The sequence below is a fragment of the Stenotrophomonas sp. CASM106 genome, from assembly GCF_049384825.1.
In the GTDB taxonomy this organism is placed as follows: domain Bacteria; phylum Pseudomonadota; class Gammaproteobacteria; order Xanthomonadales; family Xanthomonadaceae; genus Stenotrophomonas; species Stenotrophomonas muris.
The window spans coordinates 360,739-377,813 of sequence record NZ_JBMRFS010000004.1; the positions used below are offsets into that span (position 1 = coordinate 360,739).

Consider the following 17,075-nt stretch of genomic DNA (forward strand, 5'->3'; position numbering starts at 1 on the left):
ATTGAGCGTGTGGGGTTGAGAAGGGGATGAGGATGTTTCGCCGTCAGCTGATCTACGTTCAAGTGCACCAGGACCACTTTATCGCGCGCGTGGTGGGTGGAGACAGGACCATCCGTCGCCAGTGCCATGCCCTTGGCAATCGCGCGGGCCCGATCAAGGACTTCTCTACTCTCCAGCCCCAGCTCAAGGCGATCTTCTCGGAACTCTTGCCTGGGTTCTCTTTCGTCAAGCCGTGGGGGCTTCTGCACTTTGATCCGGTTGAGTATCCGGTCACGAAGGAGGAATTGGCCGGATTTCAGAAGGCTGCCATGCAAGGTGGTGTGAGCTTCTGTTTTCTCTCCACGTGGGAGCAGCGGCATGAAGACAAGGATCTGTTGGAGATGTTCAAGTAGGGTTCGGCCCGATACTTTGTTCTAGGCCATGCAGATTCTTGGGCCGGTTCGAGGCACTGCGAGAGTCCGCTCTTGGCCGAAAGCGGACACTGGGCCAGCTTCCGGCCTAAGCGGTGCCGATCTCCGCATTCGACACTCAGGCGGCCTCCGCCGGAGGGCTCGTTCCTACCGTTTGGAGGGAGGGGGGCGGCGGTGAAACATGTGCTTGTTAGCCGGACCCAGCCTCTCTAAGATCGATCAGTATCAAGGGGAAAGCCCGCATACGGTGATTTGTGGATACGTCGCAGGGCAGGACTCACGGGTCAGTCTATTAGGTCGTTAGAACTCATAGAGGAAATTCATGGCACGTTGGACAGAGACTCATGCAGATCTGGTTCGTATAGCCTCCGCTCTAAAAGAGATCCCAGTTTCTGGCATCGTTTCCATGCGTCTTTCAGATGGATCAAGCATCGAGGGTGTCATTCGGCGCATGAACTTCGGAAACAATGCTGGGCGCGGTGGTTGGCGCTACTACGGAGAGTACGAATTGGAAAGCATCGATGGAGCCAGATGGGTCATCGACGTTCTTGACATTGAATCAGCTTGTGACATGTGGAAAAGCCGCCACGCAGACTATGAGGCAGCGGGCCGGATTAACATCATCAGGTGAGTTCTAACAGTTCGTTCAAGGTGAAGCCATTTCGTGGCTCGCCTTAACTCTGGCGTTAGGCCAGGCAGGGGGGCAATTGATATTCGAACAAGCATTCATGGCGATGCCAGAGTTCCTAACCGGTACGCCGTTCTCGGCATATCAGTTCGAGGCGACAATCGCCAATGCTTTTACACTGGCTATGCTCCAAGAACTCAATTCGCGCAATGTACAAAATCCGATTTCACTGCTCCGCAGTGAGGTGTCGTATCCTGGAACGGGGAAGCATGCAGACATTCATATTGGGCTAGGGCCCCTGGGAATTTTTAACAAAGAATTCGCTTCATACGGGTATTACCAAGATAACTGGCTGGAGGCGAAATTCTGCCGTTTGTCTACGGCTGGTACGCCAATCGTCCCCCCGCTGACCTCTACCCATCTGCTGCTGAAAGATTTGCTCAGGCTTTGTATGCTGGTACCCGATGCGCGTCCTGGAGATGCGTCGTCATCGGGTCGCTACTTGCTGCACGCCTACCAAAACAATCCGAGCCAGTATCTCGTCCACAACCGAAACTCTGGCGGCTCGCGGACGGAAAGGGCTTGGCTGTCCCCGCTATTAGAAGCGGGCGACCAGCATCTTGTGATTCGAGACCTTGGGAAAGAACGAACGAAATCGTTTGATGTGAACGTTGGCAAGAAAGCTGCCCTCTATCAAGTTGAAGCTCACATCACTAATCTCGTGCACAAGCCTCGGACGGCAAGCTCCAATGTTTATTATATTGTGCTAACCCGTATCAATGATTTTTCGGTGATGAAGGGTAATCTTCTTTACGGTCGCAGCAATGGGCAAGCGACGGGAAATCCAAAATTCTTCCGGAACCTGGCGACTGCGGCTGACCGGCGTTTGGCGTGACAACTCAATCAATCCGAGGCCGCTTCGAGGCTCGGCGCAGTTCAGGCGTTGAACGTCCGCTACTGGCCGGAAGCAGACATCAGCACTGCGTCGGCGCTTGGTCCGGTGCTATTGTCCGCTTTCGACCCAAAGCGGATATCTGCACTTCTACCGGAGCGAGTCTGCTGTGAACACCAAGCCCTCCGTCGGGTTCCGTTGTACGCTGGCCTGTTCGCGGGACGCAGTCGCGCTAAGGTCACATTGCATCAAGGGGAAAGACCGCCATAGGTGCTTTCTGAATAAGTCGCATAACCAGACCCGCGCGTCTGTTTATTAGGTGGTTGGGCCGCTAAGGAGAGGTGTATGGATCGTGCACAAGAAACAATGCTAAACGCGGGTCTGATTTTTATATATTCCATCTGGCTTCAGGGGCAGATGTCAGATCTCGTCATCCTCAAGAAAAATCCGGAATTGGTGGTGGATTTTGTGGCTGACCCAGCCAAAATTCCTGCCGCCTACCACGAACTGCGAGTCAGCTACTGGGAGCGCCAGTTCGGAGATGTAAAGAAAGAGTTCTTGGAGGTGTTCGCTGATCAGCTAACGGAACTAGAGCTCAAAGAAATAGACGAGATTTATCACGTTCGCAATATGATCGGCCACGCCCATGTATCAGGAGGTCGTGATTACATGCTCTATCGGCCCAGTAGTTCCCGCAAGGAGAAAGAGGTCCTTGCAGCACTTAATATAAAATCAATTCTTGATCAGGCAGATCCTGTGCTCATCAAGCTGCCATTTGGGCAGCCAGAAGTTTTCAAGTCCCTATCTGATAAAATTGAACACCTTGATCAAGTTTGTTTTGCAAGGTTAGCAGCATCGCTTCGGGTGCCGCATGGCCGCGTTAGGTAGGTCGCAGCCTGACAATTCGTTTAAGCCGAACCCACTTCGCGGCTCGGCTAAATGCAAGGGTAGAGCGTCCGCTTCTGGCCGGGAGCGGACATTGGCTCACGCATGGCAATTCCTGCGGATCAGTGGCCGGCCAGCGATCCGTGACGGACATGCCCGTGGTGTCTTGAACGTGGATTTCGCGGGGCGTCTGATCCTATGCCTGCATCTGGCCATGCGCCGGCTTGATGGCCGAACCCAGCCGCCCTAGGATCGCGCTGTATCAGGGGAAAGCACGCCACATGGTGCTTTGTGGGCAGGTCGTATGACCGGACCCAAGTGTCCATCCATCCACCAGGGAGTCAGGTCCCATGAGAAACATGGCAGTGCTCCTACTCGTGCTTGCGCTTGCCAGTCCAGCTGCAGTCGCAGCGGATAGCCCTTCGGCACACGCCGTGCTCAATCGGATTGCCAACGAAGGGGGGCGCAAGGTGCTTTGGGACCTGTGGCAGCACGAGCGGGAGTTTGGGCAAGTCACCTCTGGCATCGAGTCAGGCGATCGTGCATGGCTCGAGGTTGCGGCTGCGCTAAAGCCGTTTTCAGATGCGGGCGCCTCGCTATCCATCAATTACGCGGTAGCCCGTGCATTGCCCAAAGCGCCTGAGCGGGTCTTGGCATTGACCACCCAGGGATTCAAGCTCGAGGACATCTGCACATCGCCGTTCATCGAGCCAGATCCGGGAGTCGCGGAGGCGTATGAACGACGTACGCTTGCGGCACTTTCACGACTGAAGGGCACATCGGTTGCGTCCGTTGCGGCAGAATGCGCGGCGCAGGTCCGCCTTCCGGATGGGGCTTGATGATTTTTACGGCTGGGCTTTTTGGACATGTTCAAGTAGGGACCGGCCAGCTCTCCGTTTGAGCCCAAGCCGATTCCCCCGGTTCGGCCTATTCTGAAGCTGCTGTCGTTCGGTTCCGGCCGGAATCTGACATCAACGAGGCCTACGCACTGGAATACATTCCGAAAAGGACAACTGGATTACCATGGCAGCATTCGATCATTCCCTGGTGACCCTCCGATTCTTCGGCGACGACCTCCTGCCCGAAGAAGTCAGTGCCTTGCTCGGAGCGACTCCAACCGCATCGCATCACAAGGGGCAGGAACTCAGAGGCAACCAATCAGGCACCGTGCGTATCGCCAGGACTGGAAGCTGGCAACTTGATGCGGCGCGTCGTGAGCCTGAAGATCTGGAAGCGCAGATCTTCGAGATCCTCGATCAACTCACCGGCGATCTCGCCGTATGGCAGGCTCTGGCACGCTTCCGACCTGATCTGTTCTGTGGCCTTTTCATGGGCAGCAGCAATGATGGTGTCTCGCTTTCGCCTCGCGCGCTGCTCGCCTTGGGTGAGCGCGGCATTGAGCTCGGGCTGGACATCTATGAAGCCGATGAAGAAGTGCGCAACGCCCAGCGCCAGCAGGCCATCAGTTGATGATCTCCCCACTCCCCGAAGCAACAAACGCCTTCAACTGCCGAACGAACTCCGCGTCATAGGCTTCCCACTCCACAATCTCCCCAACCACCCGCAACGGCTGCGCACTCCGATACGACCGCGTCGGGTTCCCGGGAAACTTCTTGTTGGTCACGTTCGGGTCGTCTTCAAACGGCCCGGTCGGCTCCACCACATACACGCGCGGCCGCCCTTCACCCCGGGCCATCTCCGCAGCCAGCCCGGCGCCCTTGGCAATCGTGGTGAAGTAGATGTGGTTCATCACCACGCTGTCGCGATAGTTGGAGCGGAAGCCCGCGCTCAGCAAGTCGCCCACGGCCAGGTCAGCGCGGGTGCCGTGATAGAACGGCCCAGCCACCTGGTCGCAGGTGTCATGCGAAACGGGTGTCCAGTCGGTGTCCTGTGCCATTGCTGCTGCCCCTCTCTGTGCTGCCGGATCGACAGGCCGGCGAGTCTAGGGCGCCCGTTGGGCCTTGCTGCAAGGCCCCATCCGGGAAATAATCTGTAAACGGGAGGCGCAGTGCGCCTCCTTTTTTCATTCCGCGGCGCCGCGCCCTTCCAACTCGCGCACGGCCGTTTCCAGCGCGTCCAGCTTCTGGCGGGTCTTCAGCAGCACGGCGCGCTGCACTTCGAACTCCTCGCGGGTGACCAGGTCGAGCTTGGCCAGGCCGGCCTGCAGCGCGCTCTTGAAGGTGGCCTGCAGTTCCTCGCGCGATTCGCGCAGGCCCGGCGGCACCAGGTCGCTGAGGCGACGGGCGAGGTCATCGATTTGATTCAGGTCGATCATGGGGTGCTCCGTGGGGGTGGGCCCGTGCATCCGGCGCGGGCAGGCCGTTCGGGCACAAGGATACTGCCGGCACCCACTGCCCGGACAGGCGGCAGCGGCTTCGCACGGGCCGTGTTCAGGCGCTATCCTCCACGCCGGAAGACAGGAGATAGACGATGAAGATGGTCATGGCGGTGATCAAGCCGTTCAAGCTCGACGACGTGCGCGAAGCGCTGGCCGAGCGTGGGGTTACCGGGATCACGGTGACGGAAGTGAAGGGCTTTGGTCGCCAGAAGGGCCACACCGAGCTGTACCGTGGCGCGGAGTATGTGGTCGATTTCCTGCCGAAGGTGAAGCTGGAAGTGGCGGTGACCGATGACCAGGTGGAGGCGGTGGTTGAGGCCATCGTGAAGGCCGCCGGCACCGGCAAGATTGGTGACGGCAAGGTGTTCGTGTACGACCTGGGCAGCGTGGTGCGTATCCGTACCGGCGAGTTGGACGCGGACGCGTTGTAACCCGCTCGGCGGGATGTTGTAGAGCCGAGCCCATGCTCGGCTGCATTTCGCGCGATGCAGGAACAGCAGCCGAGCGCGCGCTCGGCTCTACAAAGAGCGGTAAAGCGGTCGAGCGAGCTCGACCCCTACCGCCGCTTGGCCCACTTGTAGAACCGCTTCCAGCCCTGGCGCACGGCGGCGACCCAGCCCGGGTCGGCCACCAGTGCGGCCTGCGCGGCACTCGGCGCCTGGCCGGTCACGCGCTGGCGGATCTTCAGCAGGTTCTTCATGTCGCTGCGGCGCATCTGCCGGCTCAGCGGGCCACGGCGCAACCAGCGGGGTACGCGCCAGGCGGAGGTGAAATCCAGCAGGACCGGCACGCCGCCACTGACCACCACGTTGGTGCCATGCAGGTCGTTGTGGGTGATGCCGGCGGCATGCAGGCGGCTGAGCGCGTGTTGCAGCTGCTCGAACACGTCATTGCCGACGGCCTGCGCGGTGCTCAAGGTCTGGCCGGGAATGAACTCCATGCCGAGTGCCAGGCCGCCCAGGGTGCCGAGCAGCGCGGGGGCATGCTTCCAGCCGCCGAGGCGCTGCAGCATGCGTGCTTCACGGCGCACCATCAGCCGCGCGATCAGCGAAACGGGAGTGCCGCGGTAGCGGGAGTAGTCCTTGATGACCGCCTCGCGCCCGTCCAGGCAGGTGCGGTAGACATCGGGGGCCAGGAAGCGCTCGCCGCGCTTGAGCAGCAGCGGGGAGGCGGCATCATTGCCGCAGGAAGAGGGGGGAAGAGCAGGAAGATGCATGTCGGGGTCTCGGACGACCCGGTGGGTGGCGCAAAGCGTCAAGCGAACCGGTGTTACAGGGAGTTACTAAGTTTTCGTTAATTTTAGTACTCGCCAGTTCGCTATTCCACGATTTGTCGGAGAAATGTCGGGGTCGTGGCTGGAACAGTTCGTCACGCAGAATCGGACAATTCCGTCTCACTTATAAGGGTTGCCCCGCTGGATCAATGAGTTGGGCGCGCTTCCAGCCCATTCATCGGCGGCGCGCTGAACGCCACGCACGTCCAGCTTGACCCCGGCGCACGCCCTGCCGACCATAAGCTGTTAACCCGCGACATCGGCGGCCGCCCCCCTCCGGCACGTCCCCGTCCCCTGCCGCGTTCCGAACCGGTGCTGGCCGCCTGGCCGTGCATCGCCCCGTTTCCCGTTCCGGCCGCGGCTGGAGGAAAGTGCTTTGATCATCAAAATCGTCATTGCAGCGCTGTTCGTGGCCTGCGTGCTGTACATCCACTTCCGTGGCAAGGTCCGCGCGCGCTGGTCGCGCCAGCTGCTGGACCACTCCAGTTTCATGGCCCCGATCAACGTGGTCATGTACATGTTCTCGAAGGTGCCGACCACGCCGTTCCTGGACCCGGGCAAAGAGTTCCCGCAGCTGGAGCCGCTGCGCCAGAACTGGCAGATGATCCGCGACGAGGCGCTGGCGCTGCGCGACGCGCAGAAGATCGCTGCCTCCAGCACGTTCAACGATGCCGGCTTCAATTCGTTCTTCCGTCGTGGCTGGAAGCGCTTCTACCTGAAGTGGTACGGCCCGTCGCACCCGTCCGCGAAGACGCTGTGCCCGAAGACCACGGCGCTGATCGAGTCGATCCCGGACGTGCGTGCGGCGATGTTCGCGCAGCTGCCACCGGGCAGTGAGCTGCGCCCGCACCGCGACCCGTTCGCTGGCTCGCTGCGCCTGCACCTGGGCCTGAGCACGCCCAACGACGATGCCTGCTACATCGAAGTGGACGGCATCAAGAAGAGCTGGCGCGACGGCGAGTGGATGATGTTCGACGAGACCTACATCCACCATGCGCACAACGAGACGCAGCAGGACCGGGTGATCCTGTTCTGCGACATCGCCCGCCCGCTGCGCTTCGGCCTGCCGGGCCTGTTCAACCGCGCGGTGGCGGCCACGCTGCTGGCCGGTGGTGCATCGCCGAACCTGCCGGGTGACCCGACCGGTGGCGTCAACAAGGCGTTCGGCAGCGTCTACAAGGTGCGCCTGAAGGCCAAGGCATTGCGCGAGCGCAGCGTGGTGGCCTACCAGCTGATCAAGTGGGGCCTGGTGGTGGCGGTGATTGCCGGTATCTGGGCGCTTTGATCGTTACATGAGGTTGCCGGCCAGCGGCCGGCACTACCGGAACATGAAAAAACCCGCGCTGTCGCCAGCGCGGGTTTTTGTTTTTGCATTGGTGGGTGCCGACCGTTGGCCGGCATGCCTTACTTCAGTGCCGCCTGTACGAACGGCGGGGTCACCAGTACGCCGGTGTGCAGCGCGGCGGTGTAGTACAGGGTGTTGAAGGTCTTGGCGGCCGAGTCGGCCTGGCGGAAGTCGAAGCTGCTGTCGCCCTTGCGCGCCATGGTCACGCTCCACCAGCCGGTGGGGTAGCACGGCTGCGGGAACGGCAGGGTCTTGAACGAACCGAAGCCGGCCTTGCCCATCTCGGTGCGCATTTCGTTGATCAGGTCCAACTGCATCAGCGGCGATTCGGACTGCTGCACCAGGATGCCGTCGTCCTTCAGGGCCTTGAAGCAGCTCTCGTAGAAGGCCTTGTTGAACAGGCCTTCGCCGGGGCCGACCGGGTCGGTCGAATCGACGATCACCACGTCCACGCTGCCGGCCGGGCAGTTGGCCATGTAGGCCACGCCGTCGTCGAACAGCAGCTCGGCGCGGGCGTCATCGTTGGAGTCGCACAGTTCCGGGAAGTGCTTGCGCGCCATCACGGTGACCTGCTCGTCGATGTCGCACTGGGTCACGCTCTCCACGCCGCTGTGCTTGAGCACTTCGCGCAGGGTGCCGCAGTCGCCGCCACCGATGATCACCACGCGCTTGGGTGCGGCATGGGTGAACAGCACCGGGTGGCTGATCATCTCGTGGTAGAAGAAGTTGTCCTTGCTGGTCAGCATGATGGCCCCGTCGATGGTCATCAGGTTGCCCCAGTCGGTGGTCTGGAAGATCTCGATCTTCTGGAACGGCGACTGCACCTCGTCCAGCTTGCCGGTGATGCGGTAGCCGATGGCCGAGCCGGTGCGCTCGAAGTGTTCGATGTACCAGTTGTTGCTGTCAGTCATTGGAAAACAGTCCTGTTCGGAGGGGTGGAGCCGGGCTGGCGGGCGGGGCCGCGTGGCACAGATGCCACATCCGGACGGATCGGCCCGTTCAGGTTGGAACCTGTCACGGGCGCGGGCGCGCATGATAACGAACCTGTGGGCATATAGGCGTTATCATGCCCCCCCTTTTATTGCCAACAAGGCCGACTGAAATGACCGATTGGTCCCTCGACCAAGCCCGCAAGACCTACTCGATCCCGCATTGGGCGGACGGTTACTTCGACGTGGATCAGGCCGGGCACATGGTGGTGAGACCGACCGGGGCGGACGGCCCGGTGGTATCGCTGCCCAAGGTGGTGGACGCTGCGCGCGCGGCCGGTGCCAAGCTGCCGCTGCTGGTGCGCTTCCCGGACATCCTTGGCCAGCGCCTGGGCAAGCTGCAGGCGGCCTTCGCCCAGGCCCAGCAGGACTGGGAGTACAGCGGCGGCTACACCGCCGTGTACCCGATCAAGGTCAACCAGACCCGCGGCGTGGCCGGCACCCTGGCCAGCCACCACGGCGAAGGCTTCGGCCTGGAAGCGGGCAGCAAGCCCGAGCTGATGGCCGTGCTGGCGCTGTCGCGCCCGGGTGGCCTGATCGTCTGCAACGGCTACAAGGACCGCGAGTACATCCGCCTGGCCCTGATCGGCCGCAAGCTGGGCCTGCAGACCTTCATCGTCATCGAGAAGCCGTCCGAGCTGAAGCTGGTGCTGGAAGAGTCCAAGGCGCTGGACGTGAAGCCGGGCCTGGGCGTGCGCATGCGCCTGGCCTCGCTGGGTGCCGGCAAGTGGCAGAACAGCGGTGGCGACAAGGCCAAGTTCGGCCTGTCGCCGCGCCAGCTGCTGGACCTGTGGAAGTCGCTGCGTGACACCGAGTACGCCGACTGCCTGAACCTGCTGCACTTCCACATGGGTTCGCAGATCTCCAACGTGCGCGACATCGCCAACGGCATGCGCGAAGCCACCCGCTACTTCGTGGAGCTGTCGCGCCTGGGCGCGAAGATCACCCACGTCGACGTGGGGGGGGGGCTGGGCGTGGATTACGAAGGCACCCGTTCGCGCAGCTTCTGCTCGATCAACTACGGCCTGCATTCCTACGCCAGCAACATCGTGCAGCCGCTGGCCAATGCCTGCGAAGAGTTCGGCCTCACCCCGCCGCGCATCGTCACCGAGTGCGGCCGCGCAATGACCGCGCACCACGCGGTGCTGATCGCCAACGTGTCGGAAGTGGAAGAGGCGCAGGAAGGCCGCGTGCCGGACCAGCACGACGATGAGCCGGCGGCGATCCGCCACCTGCGCGAGATCCACGACGAACTGGACGTGCGCCCGGCGGTGGAACTGTTCCAGGAAGCGCAGCATTTCCATGCCGAAGGCCTGGCCAGCTACGCGCTGGGCCAGATCGACCTGCCGCAGCGTGCGCGCATCGACGACCTGTTCTATGCCATCGCCCATGGCGTGCGTGCGCGCCTGAGCTACGACGAGAAGAGCCATCGCTCGGTGCTGGACGAACTGAACGAGCGCCTGGTCGACAAGTACTTCGTCAACTTCAGCGTGTTCGAATCGATCCCGGACGTGTGGGCGATCGACCAGGTGTTCCCGATCGTGCCGATCGAGCGCCTGGATGAAACCCCGGACCGCCGCGGCATCATCGCCGACATGACCTGCGACTCGGACGGCATGGTGGAAACCTATGTCGAGAACGAGAGCCTGGACAGCTCGCTGCCGCTGCACAAGATGAGGCCGGGCGAGAGCTATCGCATCGGCTTCTTCATGGTCGGCGCCTACCAGGAAATCCTGGGCGACATCCACAACCTGTTCGGCGATACCGACGCGGTGGAAGTGCTGGCCGATGCCGATGGCTACGCCATCACCCAGCAGCGCCGCGGCGACACCACCGACGTGATGCTGGATTACGTGGGTTACCGCCTGGACGAACTGCGTGCGACCTATGCGCAGCGCGTGGCTGCGGCGCAGCTGTCGCCGGAACGCGCGCAGGAACTGTCGGACGCGCTGGAAGCCGGCCTGACCGGTTACACCTACCTGTCCGACGAACCGCTGGTGTGATGGACGGCGCCGGGTTTGCCCGGCGCCACCGTTGCCGATGAGCGCGCGCGCGATCTTCCACCTGTTCCTGCATGCCGCCGTGCCAGCGTTGCTGGCATGGCTGTTCTGGCGCAAGCGCTTTGCCTCGGCGTGGCTGCTGATGCTGCTGGGCTGGATCATCGACCTGGACCATCTGCTGGCCGAGCCGATCTATGCACCGAACCGCTGCAGCATCGGGTTCCACCCGCTGCACACCGCACCGGCCATCGCGGTCTATGCGGGGCTGTGCGTGCCGAAGAAAACGCGGTTGTTCGGTATCGGTCTGATCATCCACATCGTGCTGGACGCGATTGATTGCTGGTGGATGCATCACCGTTGATGCTTGGTGCGTGTCGACCAAGGTCGACACCTACCGGGTGTACGGCGACCGGTCGGATTGGCGCTCGGTAGAGCCGGCCGCTGGCCGGCTTCCGCTGGGTGTTCCCGGTGATCACGTGGCTGCCGGCCAGCGGCCGGCACTACCCACCGTTGGGTTGGCCGCGTCACGCCACCGGCAACCACAACGTCGCACGCAGGCCCGGCTGCGCATTCTCCAGCTGCAATCGCCCGCCATAGCTGGCGGCGATATCGCCTACGATCGCCAGGCCCAACCCGCTGCTGCCTTCGCGCTCGTCCAGCCGCACACCACGCTGGGTGACCCGTTCCAGCGCGTCTGCGGCCAGGCCGGGGCCATCGTCGCGCACTTCGACGCGTAGCTGCCCTTCGCTGGTTTCCGCTTCGACAGTGACCTGCTGTTGCGCCCAGCGCCCGGCGTTGTCCAGCAGGTTGCCCAGCATCTCCTCCAGATCCGCACTGGCGCCGGCGAACTGCAGCGCCGGATCGATGCCTGCCGCCGTGAACGCGATGCCACGTTCGCCATGCACGCGTGCCATCAGCCGGCACATCGCCTGTGCGACGGCCGCCACGTCGGTGCGCTGGCGATGGTCGGCAGCCAGTCCTGCAGCCAGGTAACGGTCGACACTGGCCTGCATGCGCGCACTCTGCTCGCGCACGGTGGCACGCCAGTGCGTACCGTCGCCGTCGGCCTCGGTGGCCAACACGCTCAGTGGAGTCTTCAGCGCGTGCGCCAGATCCTGTGCACTGGTGCGCGCACGCGCGACCATGCGTTGCTGGTGGTCCAGCAGCGCGTTGAGTTCTTCACCCAGCGGTGCGACCTCCGCGCCCAGTCCCTGTGTGTCGATGCGCTGCGCATCGCCGCGACGTACCCGTTCCAGCTGCGCACCGAGGCGATGCAGCGGGCGCAGGCCGAAGTGCACCTGGCTGGCCAGCACCGCCAGCCACGCCGCGACCAGCACGCCCAGTGCGATGGCGGTGCGCTTGCGGAACGCGGCAACATCGGCATCCAGCGCGCTGCGGTCGGTGGCGACCACGGCCACGAACGGTTCGCTGGCGCGTGGCAGGCGCACCTGCTGCACGCGTGCACGCAGGAATTGTTGCAGCGGCCCGGGCAGATTGCGCGTGGCCGGCCCGGCGGCCTTCGCCGGCAGGGTTTCATCCCACAGCGAGCGCGACTGCAGCAGCACGCGGCCATCGGCACCGGCGATCTGCCAATAGGCACCGGAAAACACGCGCTGGAAGCGCGCATCATTGGGTTCCTGGCGCAGGCGCAACTGCCCGTCCGGGTCCACTTCGGCCTGTGACAGCAGGGTCAGCATGTCCTGCTGCAGTTCGTGGTCGAGGCGGTCGCGCGCGCTGCGCTTGAACAGCTCGCCCAGCAGCGCGCTGGCCAGCAGCGAGACCAGCAGCAGCCCGACGCCGCCGGCCAGCAGCAGGCGCCGCCGCAGCGACGGTTGCCGGTTCATGGCGCGGCCAGCCGCCAGCCCTGGCCGCGCACGGTCTGGATCAGGTCGATGCCGAGCTTGCGGCGCACGCGTCCGAGCAGCACGTCCAGTGCGTTGGAGTCCGGGTCGTGGCCGCCGTCGAACACCTGTTCGCCCAGCCGGTCGCGGCTGATCACCTGTCCACTGTGGTGGATGAAGTAGCTGAGCAGGCGGAATTCCTGCGGACTCAGTGGCAGCGCCTGTCCATCCAGCTCGAAGCGGCCGGCGTTGACGTCCAGCTGCAGCGGGCCGCAGTGCAGGCGCGGGCTGGCGTGGCCATGGCTGCGGCGGATCAGGGCGCGCAGGCGCAGCACCAGCTCATCGGCCTGGAAGGGTTTGGTGAGGTAATCGTCGGCACCGGCATCGAAGCCGGCCAGCTTGTCGTGCCAGCGCCCGCGCGCGGTCAGCACCAGCACCGGAAAGCTGCGGCCGTTGCCGCGCCAGCGCTCGATCACGCTCAGCCCGTCCAGCCCGGGCAGGCCGAGGTCGACGATGGCGGCCTGGAGGTCTTCGATCTGGCCGATTTCTTCGGCCTGGCGACCGTCGGCGACCACCGCCACCACATAGCCGGCCTGTTCCAGCAGGGGCACCAGGCGCTGTGCCAGTGCGGCATCGTCTTCGGCCAACAGGATGCGCATCAGTCGTCGAGCTCCGTCTTCAGCAGCTTTCCGCTGCGCGCATCATAGTCCAGCTCCACCACCACGCCGTCGCCGCGCAGGATCTCCACTTCGTAGACGCCGTCGTCCAGCTCCACTTCCAGCAGCTGGCCCGGGTAGCGCTTGAGCGCATCGCGCACCACGCTCTCCAGCGGCACGTAGCGGCCCTGCTGCACGGCGCGACGCGCGACCTGCTGCGCCGGGTCCTGCAGGGGCGCGGCGGCGGTCGGGGCGTTGGCCAGGGCCAGCAGCAGGGGCAGGGTGGCGAGCATGCGGGTAAGGAAAGAGAGAGGGGTACAGGCGCGAGTGTGGCGGGGATGACTAACAGCCGGCTAACAGCCACGGCTAAGGCGCTGTTAACCGGGCCATGCATCGTGGCGTTGCCGGGATGGTCCGGCAACGAACAGGAGAACCCCCATGTTGAAGTCGCTCACCCTCGCCACTGTTGCCCTGCTTGCCGTCGCGCCGGCCGTACAGGCCGCGCCGCTGGGCATGGCCCAGGTTGAACAGACCCTGCGCAAGGCCGGCTACACCCAGATCCACGAGATCGAACGCGATGATGGCCTGTGGGAGGCTGACGTGAGCCGCGCCGATGGCCGCTTCAGCGAGGTCTACGTGGACCCGAAGACCGGCGAGATCTTCGATGAGCACAGCGGCCGCGCGCTGCTGACTACCGAGCAGGTGCTGGCACGGGCGCAGTCGCATGGCCTGCGCGAGATCCATTCGCTGGAACGCGATGGTGCGACCTGGTCGCTGGAAGCCCGCAATGCCCGCAACCAGAAGGTAGAGGTGCGCCTGAGCGGCTATGACGGCCGCATCCTGCACAGCGAGCGCGATGGCTGGCTGGATTGATGCGTGTGCGGGTAGGTGCCGGCCGCTGGCCGGCACGGAATGCAGAGCGTGTCGACCAAGGTCGACACCCACCGGCACATGCAAGGTCGACACCTACCAAGTGTACGCAGCGGTAGTGGCCGACCTTGGTCGGCCCAGGCCTGGCGCGGGGCTTACCAGCCGTACGGCGGCGGGTAATCCCAGCCCGGCCCGCGGCCGTAGTAGCCGCCATACGGGCCGAAGAAGCCCGGGCCCTTGCCCTCACTCACGTGGATGTTGAGGTTGACCCCGTGGGTCTTGCCTTCATCGGTGGTGTAGTTCTTGCTCAGGTTCAGCGTGGCCGCGTTGTAGTGGCTGTTGCCGCCGTTCTTCGAATAGCCGATGCCGGTGGTGAAGCTGCCGGACACCTTGACCTTGTCGTCGGTCACGTCGGCGATCTTCGCATCGTCGTGCACGCGCGGGCCGCTCTTGTCACCGTAATAGGTGCCGGGCGGGTCCTGCTGCAGGGCCGGGTCGTTGAGGTAGCGCATCGGCGCCTGCGGCAGCGTCAAGTCCAGGCCGGCAGCCTGCGGCGCAGTGGCGCCAGCGGCGGACTGGGCCAGCACGGTTCCCGGCAGGGCCAGGCACAGCAGCAGGGTCAGGGGGCGGATCATGACGGCGCTCCAGCGGACAGGTGGCCGCGCAACTCGCGGCGGTACAGGCCGACGCTAGCAGGGGTTGCTTGAATGATGCCTGTCGGCGCCGGATTGGGGTAGAGCCGGCCGCGGCCGGCTGCAGGTCACAACCGCCCGAACCCGAACAGCCTTTCCAGCGCATGCTTGCGCCGCTCGATCCGGGCCCGCAGCAGCTGGGCGCCGATCATCGAATAAGTGATGCCGTTGCCGCCGTAGGCCATGGCGAAATGGACCCGCGGTCCCCACTGCGCGTGCGGGCCGAAGAAGGGCAGGCCGTCGGCGGTTTCGGCGAAGGTGCCGGCCCAGGAAAAGGCGGGTATCGGATCCAGCCGTGGGAACCAGTGCCGCAGCTGCTTCATCAGCTTGCCGGCCTTGCCATCAACGCGCCGGTCGCGCCGGGCGGGGATATCGATGGCGTCGTCCAGCCCACCCACCAGCAGGCGGCGGTCGCCGGTGGCGCGCAGGTACAGGTACGGGCGGGCGCTTTCCCACACCATCGTGTTGCGCAGCCTGCCGAGCACGTCCGCTTCGATGGGATCGGTGATGAAGGCATAGCTGCTGCGGTTGCGCGCAACCCGCTGTTCCAGCCACGTCTGGTTGGCATAGCCCATGGCCAGGACCACGTGGCGGGCACGGACCGAGGCGCCGGCCTCGGTCATCGCGGTGACGCCCTGCGCGCCAGGCTTGAGCGTGTGCAGCACGGTGCGGTCGTGCACATGGCCGCCGCGGCGGCGCACTCGTTTGAGCAGGCCGTAGGTGAGACAGTAGGGATCGACCCGCGCCGCCTGGCGGGTCAGCAGGGCGCCGCCGGCATCCACGTCGAAACGCTCGCGAAGCGCTTCGCGGTCCAGCCAGCGGGCATCCAGGCCGATGCTGCGCCGCGCCTCACCTTCGGCCATCAGGCGCGGCACGTCGCGATGGCGGCTGGCCAGGTACAGGCTGTCCATGCGCTGGAAATCCACGTCCTTCAACCCGCGTGCCACTTCGCCCAGTGCCGGGATTGCCTCCGCGCAGGCCCGGTACGCCCGTGCTGCGGCGTCTTGCCCGTAGCGTTCGGCCAGTTCGAGCAGATGGGTATCGATCTCGTACTGCAGCAGCGCGGTGCTGGCCGCCGTGCTGCCCCAGCCGATGTCACGCTGCTCGATCACGGCCACGTCATGGCCATGGTGGGACAGCTCGTCGGCAATCAGCGCGCCGGTGATGCCGCCACCGACCACCAGCACATCGCAGCGCAGATCCTTCTCCAGCGGGGGGAACGCCTGGATCAGTCCGTTGCGTACGGCCCACCACGGGTAACCGCTTTTCAGGTCCATGCGTGCGTGGGGCTCAGGCTGTGGGTTTGCCGGTATGTGGCGTCTGGATCAGTTCGGACAGATCGAAGCCCTGCAGGCGGGCCGCCGCCAGATAATGGTCCTGCACGGTCGCGTCCAGGCGCGGCTCGCGCGCCAGCAGCCACAGGTACTTGCGATCCGGGCTGCCGACCAGCGACACGCTGTAGTCCGGGGCGATCTGGATCACCCAGTAGTCGCCCTTGGCGAACGGCAGCCAGCGCAGGCCCTTGGGCAGGAAGCTGACCTCCAGCCGCGCGCTGTCGTTGTCGACAGCGCAGGCCTCGCCGGTGGCCTCTTCGATCTCGCCGTCCATGCGGCAGCGGTTGGTGACGCCGACGTTGCCGTTGTCGAGCAGGGTGTAGTGCGCCGATACGTCGGTGCAGCCTTCCGGCTCGTGGCGCATCGGCAGGCGTGCGATCTCGTACCAGGTGCCTAGGTACCGCGGCAGCTTGAGGTCGGCGACGGTTTTCAGCGGCGGGTGCTCGGTCATCGGCGGTCGTGGCAGGGGTGGGCCTCCACGATGCCGATGGCCTTGCCATGGGCGGGTGAAGCCGGGGCGATGGCCGTGTCCAGAACGTTCCATCGCCCCGGCGGAGCGCCCGTTGTCACCGGCCTGGGGGTATCCTGCCGCCAGCGCCGTGTTTTCCTGATCCAACCGAGGTGGAGGTGCCGATGTACCAGGTGATCCTGTTGAAGAGTGAATCTGCGTTCGCGCGCGAACAGTGGCCGCAGGTCGACGAACTGGTCGACTACGAAGGTGTGAGTTACAGCCTGCGCGCCGGCCCGCGCCAGCCGCTGCCGACCGACCACGACTGGCACCCGGTGGCGGTGTACGCGCCCGATGAGATCACCGAGGAAGAGTTCCAGGACTGGTATGCGCTGCAGCAGCCGACGGTGGAAGAGCTTCGCCTGAAGTACTGATGCGCGACGCTGGCGGGGCCGCCCATCCGGCCTTGACCGG

22 protein-coding genes are annotated in these 17,075 nt (G+C 64.2%); 12 read left to right on the forward strand and 10 right to left on the reverse strand.

All coding sequences use genetic code 11. The annotated features are described in order from the left end of the window. The first annotated feature begins 32 nt into the window (after positions 1–32). The 6 genes from VG556_RS12185 (at position 33) to VG556_RS12210 (ending at position 4,285) form a co-directional block, all read left to right on the forward strand. Positions 33–392, forward strand: coding sequence for a hypothetical protein (locus tag VG556_RS12185; RefSeq protein WP_234413099.1), 360 nt, complete (start codon positions 33–35; stop codon positions 390–392). Positions 393–732: 340 nt separating this feature from the next. Continuing rightward, positions 733–1,041, forward strand: a complete 309-nt coding sequence (locus tag VG556_RS12190; protein ID WP_141098874.1) for a hypothetical protein — start codon at positions 733–735, stop codon at positions 1,039–1,041. A 76-nt stretch (positions 1,042–1,117) separates the two neighbouring features. Further along, the gene (locus tag VG556_RS12195) at positions 1,118–1,933 is read left to right on the forward strand and encodes a hypothetical protein (protein ID WP_141098873.1); all 816 of its coding nucleotides are present in this window, start codon (positions 1,118–1,120) and stop codon (positions 1,931–1,933) included. A 342-nt stretch (positions 1,934–2,275) separates the two neighbouring features. Next, positions 2,276–2,818: a hypothetical protein gene (locus VG556_RS12200; RefSeq protein WP_143570029.1), complete on the forward strand. Its 543-nt coding sequence runs from the start codon at positions 2,276–2,278 to the stop codon at positions 2,816–2,818. Between the two features lie 347 nt (positions 2,819–3,165). Further along, positions 3,166–3,654 (forward strand): hypothetical protein, encoded by a 489-nt coding sequence (locus tag VG556_RS12205; protein ID WP_100450725.1) that lies wholly within the window; start codon positions 3,166–3,168, stop codon positions 3,652–3,654. 184 nt (positions 3,655–3,838) lie between these two features. Next, positions 3,839–4,285, forward strand: coding sequence for a DUF4279 domain-containing protein (locus VG556_RS12210; RefSeq protein ID WP_100450724.1), 447 nt, complete (start codon positions 3,839–3,841; stop codon positions 4,283–4,285). On the opposite strand, the gene arr is transcribed toward VG556_RS12210, so the two are convergent. Together arr and ubiK are read right to left on the reverse strand one after the other, a co-directional pair. Next, a complete protein-coding gene (arr, locus tag VG556_RS12215) occupies positions 4,278–4,712 on the reverse strand; it encodes an NAD(+)--rifampin ADP-ribosyltransferase (protein ID WP_100450723.1) in 435 nt (144 codons plus the stop codon). The two genes, VG556_RS12210 and arr, sit on opposite strands and share 8 nt — an antisense overlap. A 126-nt stretch (positions 4,713–4,838) precedes the next feature. Beyond that, positions 4,839–5,090 (reverse strand): ubiquinone biosynthesis accessory factor UbiK, encoded by a 252-nt coding sequence (ubiK, locus tag VG556_RS12220; RefSeq protein ID WP_005419983.1) that lies wholly within the window; start codon positions 5,088–5,090, stop codon positions 4,839–4,841. Between the two features lie 155 nt (positions 5,091–5,245). On the opposite strand from ubiK, the gene VG556_RS12225 reads away from it, so the two are divergent. Next, entirely contained in the window at positions 5,246–5,584 is a 339-nt protein-coding gene (locus tag VG556_RS12225) for a P-II family nitrogen regulator (protein WP_005411374.1), read from the forward strand. Positions 5,585–5,709: 125 nt separating this feature from the next. Here the strand turns inward: VG556_RS12225 and VG556_RS12230 are convergent, their stop codons facing one another. Then, positions 5,710–6,369, reverse strand: coding sequence for an RIO1 family regulatory kinase/ATPase (locus VG556_RS12230; protein WP_032958814.1), 660 nt, complete (start codon positions 6,367–6,369; stop codon positions 5,710–5,712). A 436-nt stretch (positions 6,370–6,805) separates the two neighbouring features. Between VG556_RS12230 and VG556_RS12235 the strand changes: the two genes are divergently transcribed. Next, a complete protein-coding gene (locus VG556_RS12235; RefSeq protein WP_032954620.1) occupies positions 6,806–7,711 on the forward strand; it encodes an aspartyl/asparaginyl beta-hydroxylase domain-containing protein in 906 nt (301 codons plus the stop codon). Positions 7,712–7,830: 119 nt separating this feature from the next. On the opposite strand, the gene speE is transcribed toward VG556_RS12235, so the two are convergent. Continuing rightward, a complete protein-coding gene (gene speE / locus VG556_RS12240; RefSeq protein WP_032958815.1) occupies positions 7,831–8,682 on the reverse strand; it encodes a polyamine aminopropyltransferase in 852 nt (283 codons plus the stop codon). 191 nt (positions 8,683–8,873) lie between these two features. On the opposite strand from speE, the gene speA reads away from it, so the two are divergent. Both speA and VG556_RS12250 read left to right on the forward strand, forming a co-directional pair. Then, positions 8,874–10,763, forward strand: coding sequence for an arginine decarboxylase (speA, locus tag VG556_RS12245; protein WP_100450722.1), 1,890 nt, complete (start codon positions 8,874–8,876; stop codon positions 10,761–10,763). A gap of 37 nt (positions 10,764–10,800) precedes the next feature. Beyond that, positions 10,801–11,121 (forward strand): DUF6122 family protein, encoded by a 321-nt coding sequence (locus VG556_RS12250; RefSeq protein WP_075075880.1) that lies wholly within the window; start codon positions 10,801–10,803, stop codon positions 11,119–11,121. Between the two features lie 163 nt (positions 11,122–11,284). Here the strand turns inward: VG556_RS12250 and VG556_RS12255 are convergent, their stop codons facing one another. Genes VG556_RS12255 through VG556_RS12265 form a run of 3 tightly spaced genes read right to left on the reverse strand, consistent with a single transcriptional unit; the run spans position 11,285 to position 13,550 of the window. Next, a complete protein-coding gene (locus tag VG556_RS12255; protein ID WP_100450721.1) occupies positions 11,285–12,604 on the reverse strand; it encodes a sensor histidine kinase in 1,320 nt (439 codons plus the stop codon). Beyond that, positions 12,601–13,260 (reverse strand): response regulator transcription factor, encoded by a 660-nt coding sequence (locus VG556_RS12260; protein ID WP_100450720.1) that lies wholly within the window; start codon positions 13,258–13,260, stop codon positions 12,601–12,603. The genes VG556_RS12255 and VG556_RS12260 overlap by 4 nt, the downstream gene beginning before the upstream one ends. Beyond that, on the reverse strand, positions 13,260–13,550 hold the full coding sequence (locus tag VG556_RS12265) for a PepSY domain-containing protein (protein ID WP_049403791.1): 291 nt from the start codon (positions 13,548–13,550) through the stop codon (positions 13,260–13,262). The genes VG556_RS12260 and VG556_RS12265 overlap by 1 nt, the downstream gene beginning before the upstream one ends. 145 nt (positions 13,551–13,695) lie before the next feature. Between VG556_RS12265 and VG556_RS12270 the strand changes: the two genes are divergently transcribed. Then, entirely contained in the window at positions 13,696–14,130 is a 435-nt protein-coding gene (locus tag VG556_RS12270; RefSeq protein ID WP_065178854.1) for a PepSY domain-containing protein, read from the forward strand. 152 nt (positions 14,131–14,282) lie between these two features. Here VG556_RS12270 and VG556_RS12275 read toward each other — a convergent pair whose 3' ends face one another. The 3 genes from VG556_RS12275 to VG556_RS12285 all read right to left on the reverse strand — a co-directional run bounded on the left by VG556_RS12275 (position 14,283) and on the right by VG556_RS12285 (position 16,604). Continuing rightward, positions 14,283–14,762 (reverse strand): hypothetical protein, encoded by a 480-nt coding sequence (locus VG556_RS12275; protein ID WP_014038776.1) that lies wholly within the window; start codon positions 14,760–14,762, stop codon positions 14,283–14,285. 125 nt (positions 14,763–14,887) lie between these two features. Continuing rightward, positions 14,888–16,096 (reverse strand): NAD(P)/FAD-dependent oxidoreductase, encoded by a 1,209-nt coding sequence (locus tag VG556_RS12280; RefSeq protein ID WP_032958821.1) that lies wholly within the window; start codon positions 16,094–16,096, stop codon positions 14,888–14,890. Positions 16,097–16,109: 13 nt separating this feature from the next. Then, the gene (locus tag VG556_RS12285) at positions 16,110–16,604 is read right to left on the reverse strand and encodes a lipocalin family protein (RefSeq protein ID WP_032958822.1); all 495 of its coding nucleotides are present in this window, start codon (positions 16,602–16,604) and stop codon (positions 16,110–16,112) included. 182 nt (positions 16,605–16,786) lie between these two features. On the opposite strand from VG556_RS12285, the gene VG556_RS12290 reads away from it, so the two are divergent. After that, on the forward strand, positions 16,787–17,035 hold the full coding sequence (locus tag VG556_RS12290; RefSeq protein ID WP_014648700.1) for a hypothetical protein: 249 nt from the start codon (positions 16,787–16,789) through the stop codon (positions 17,033–17,035). Positions 17,036–17,075: the final 40 nt, after the last annotated feature.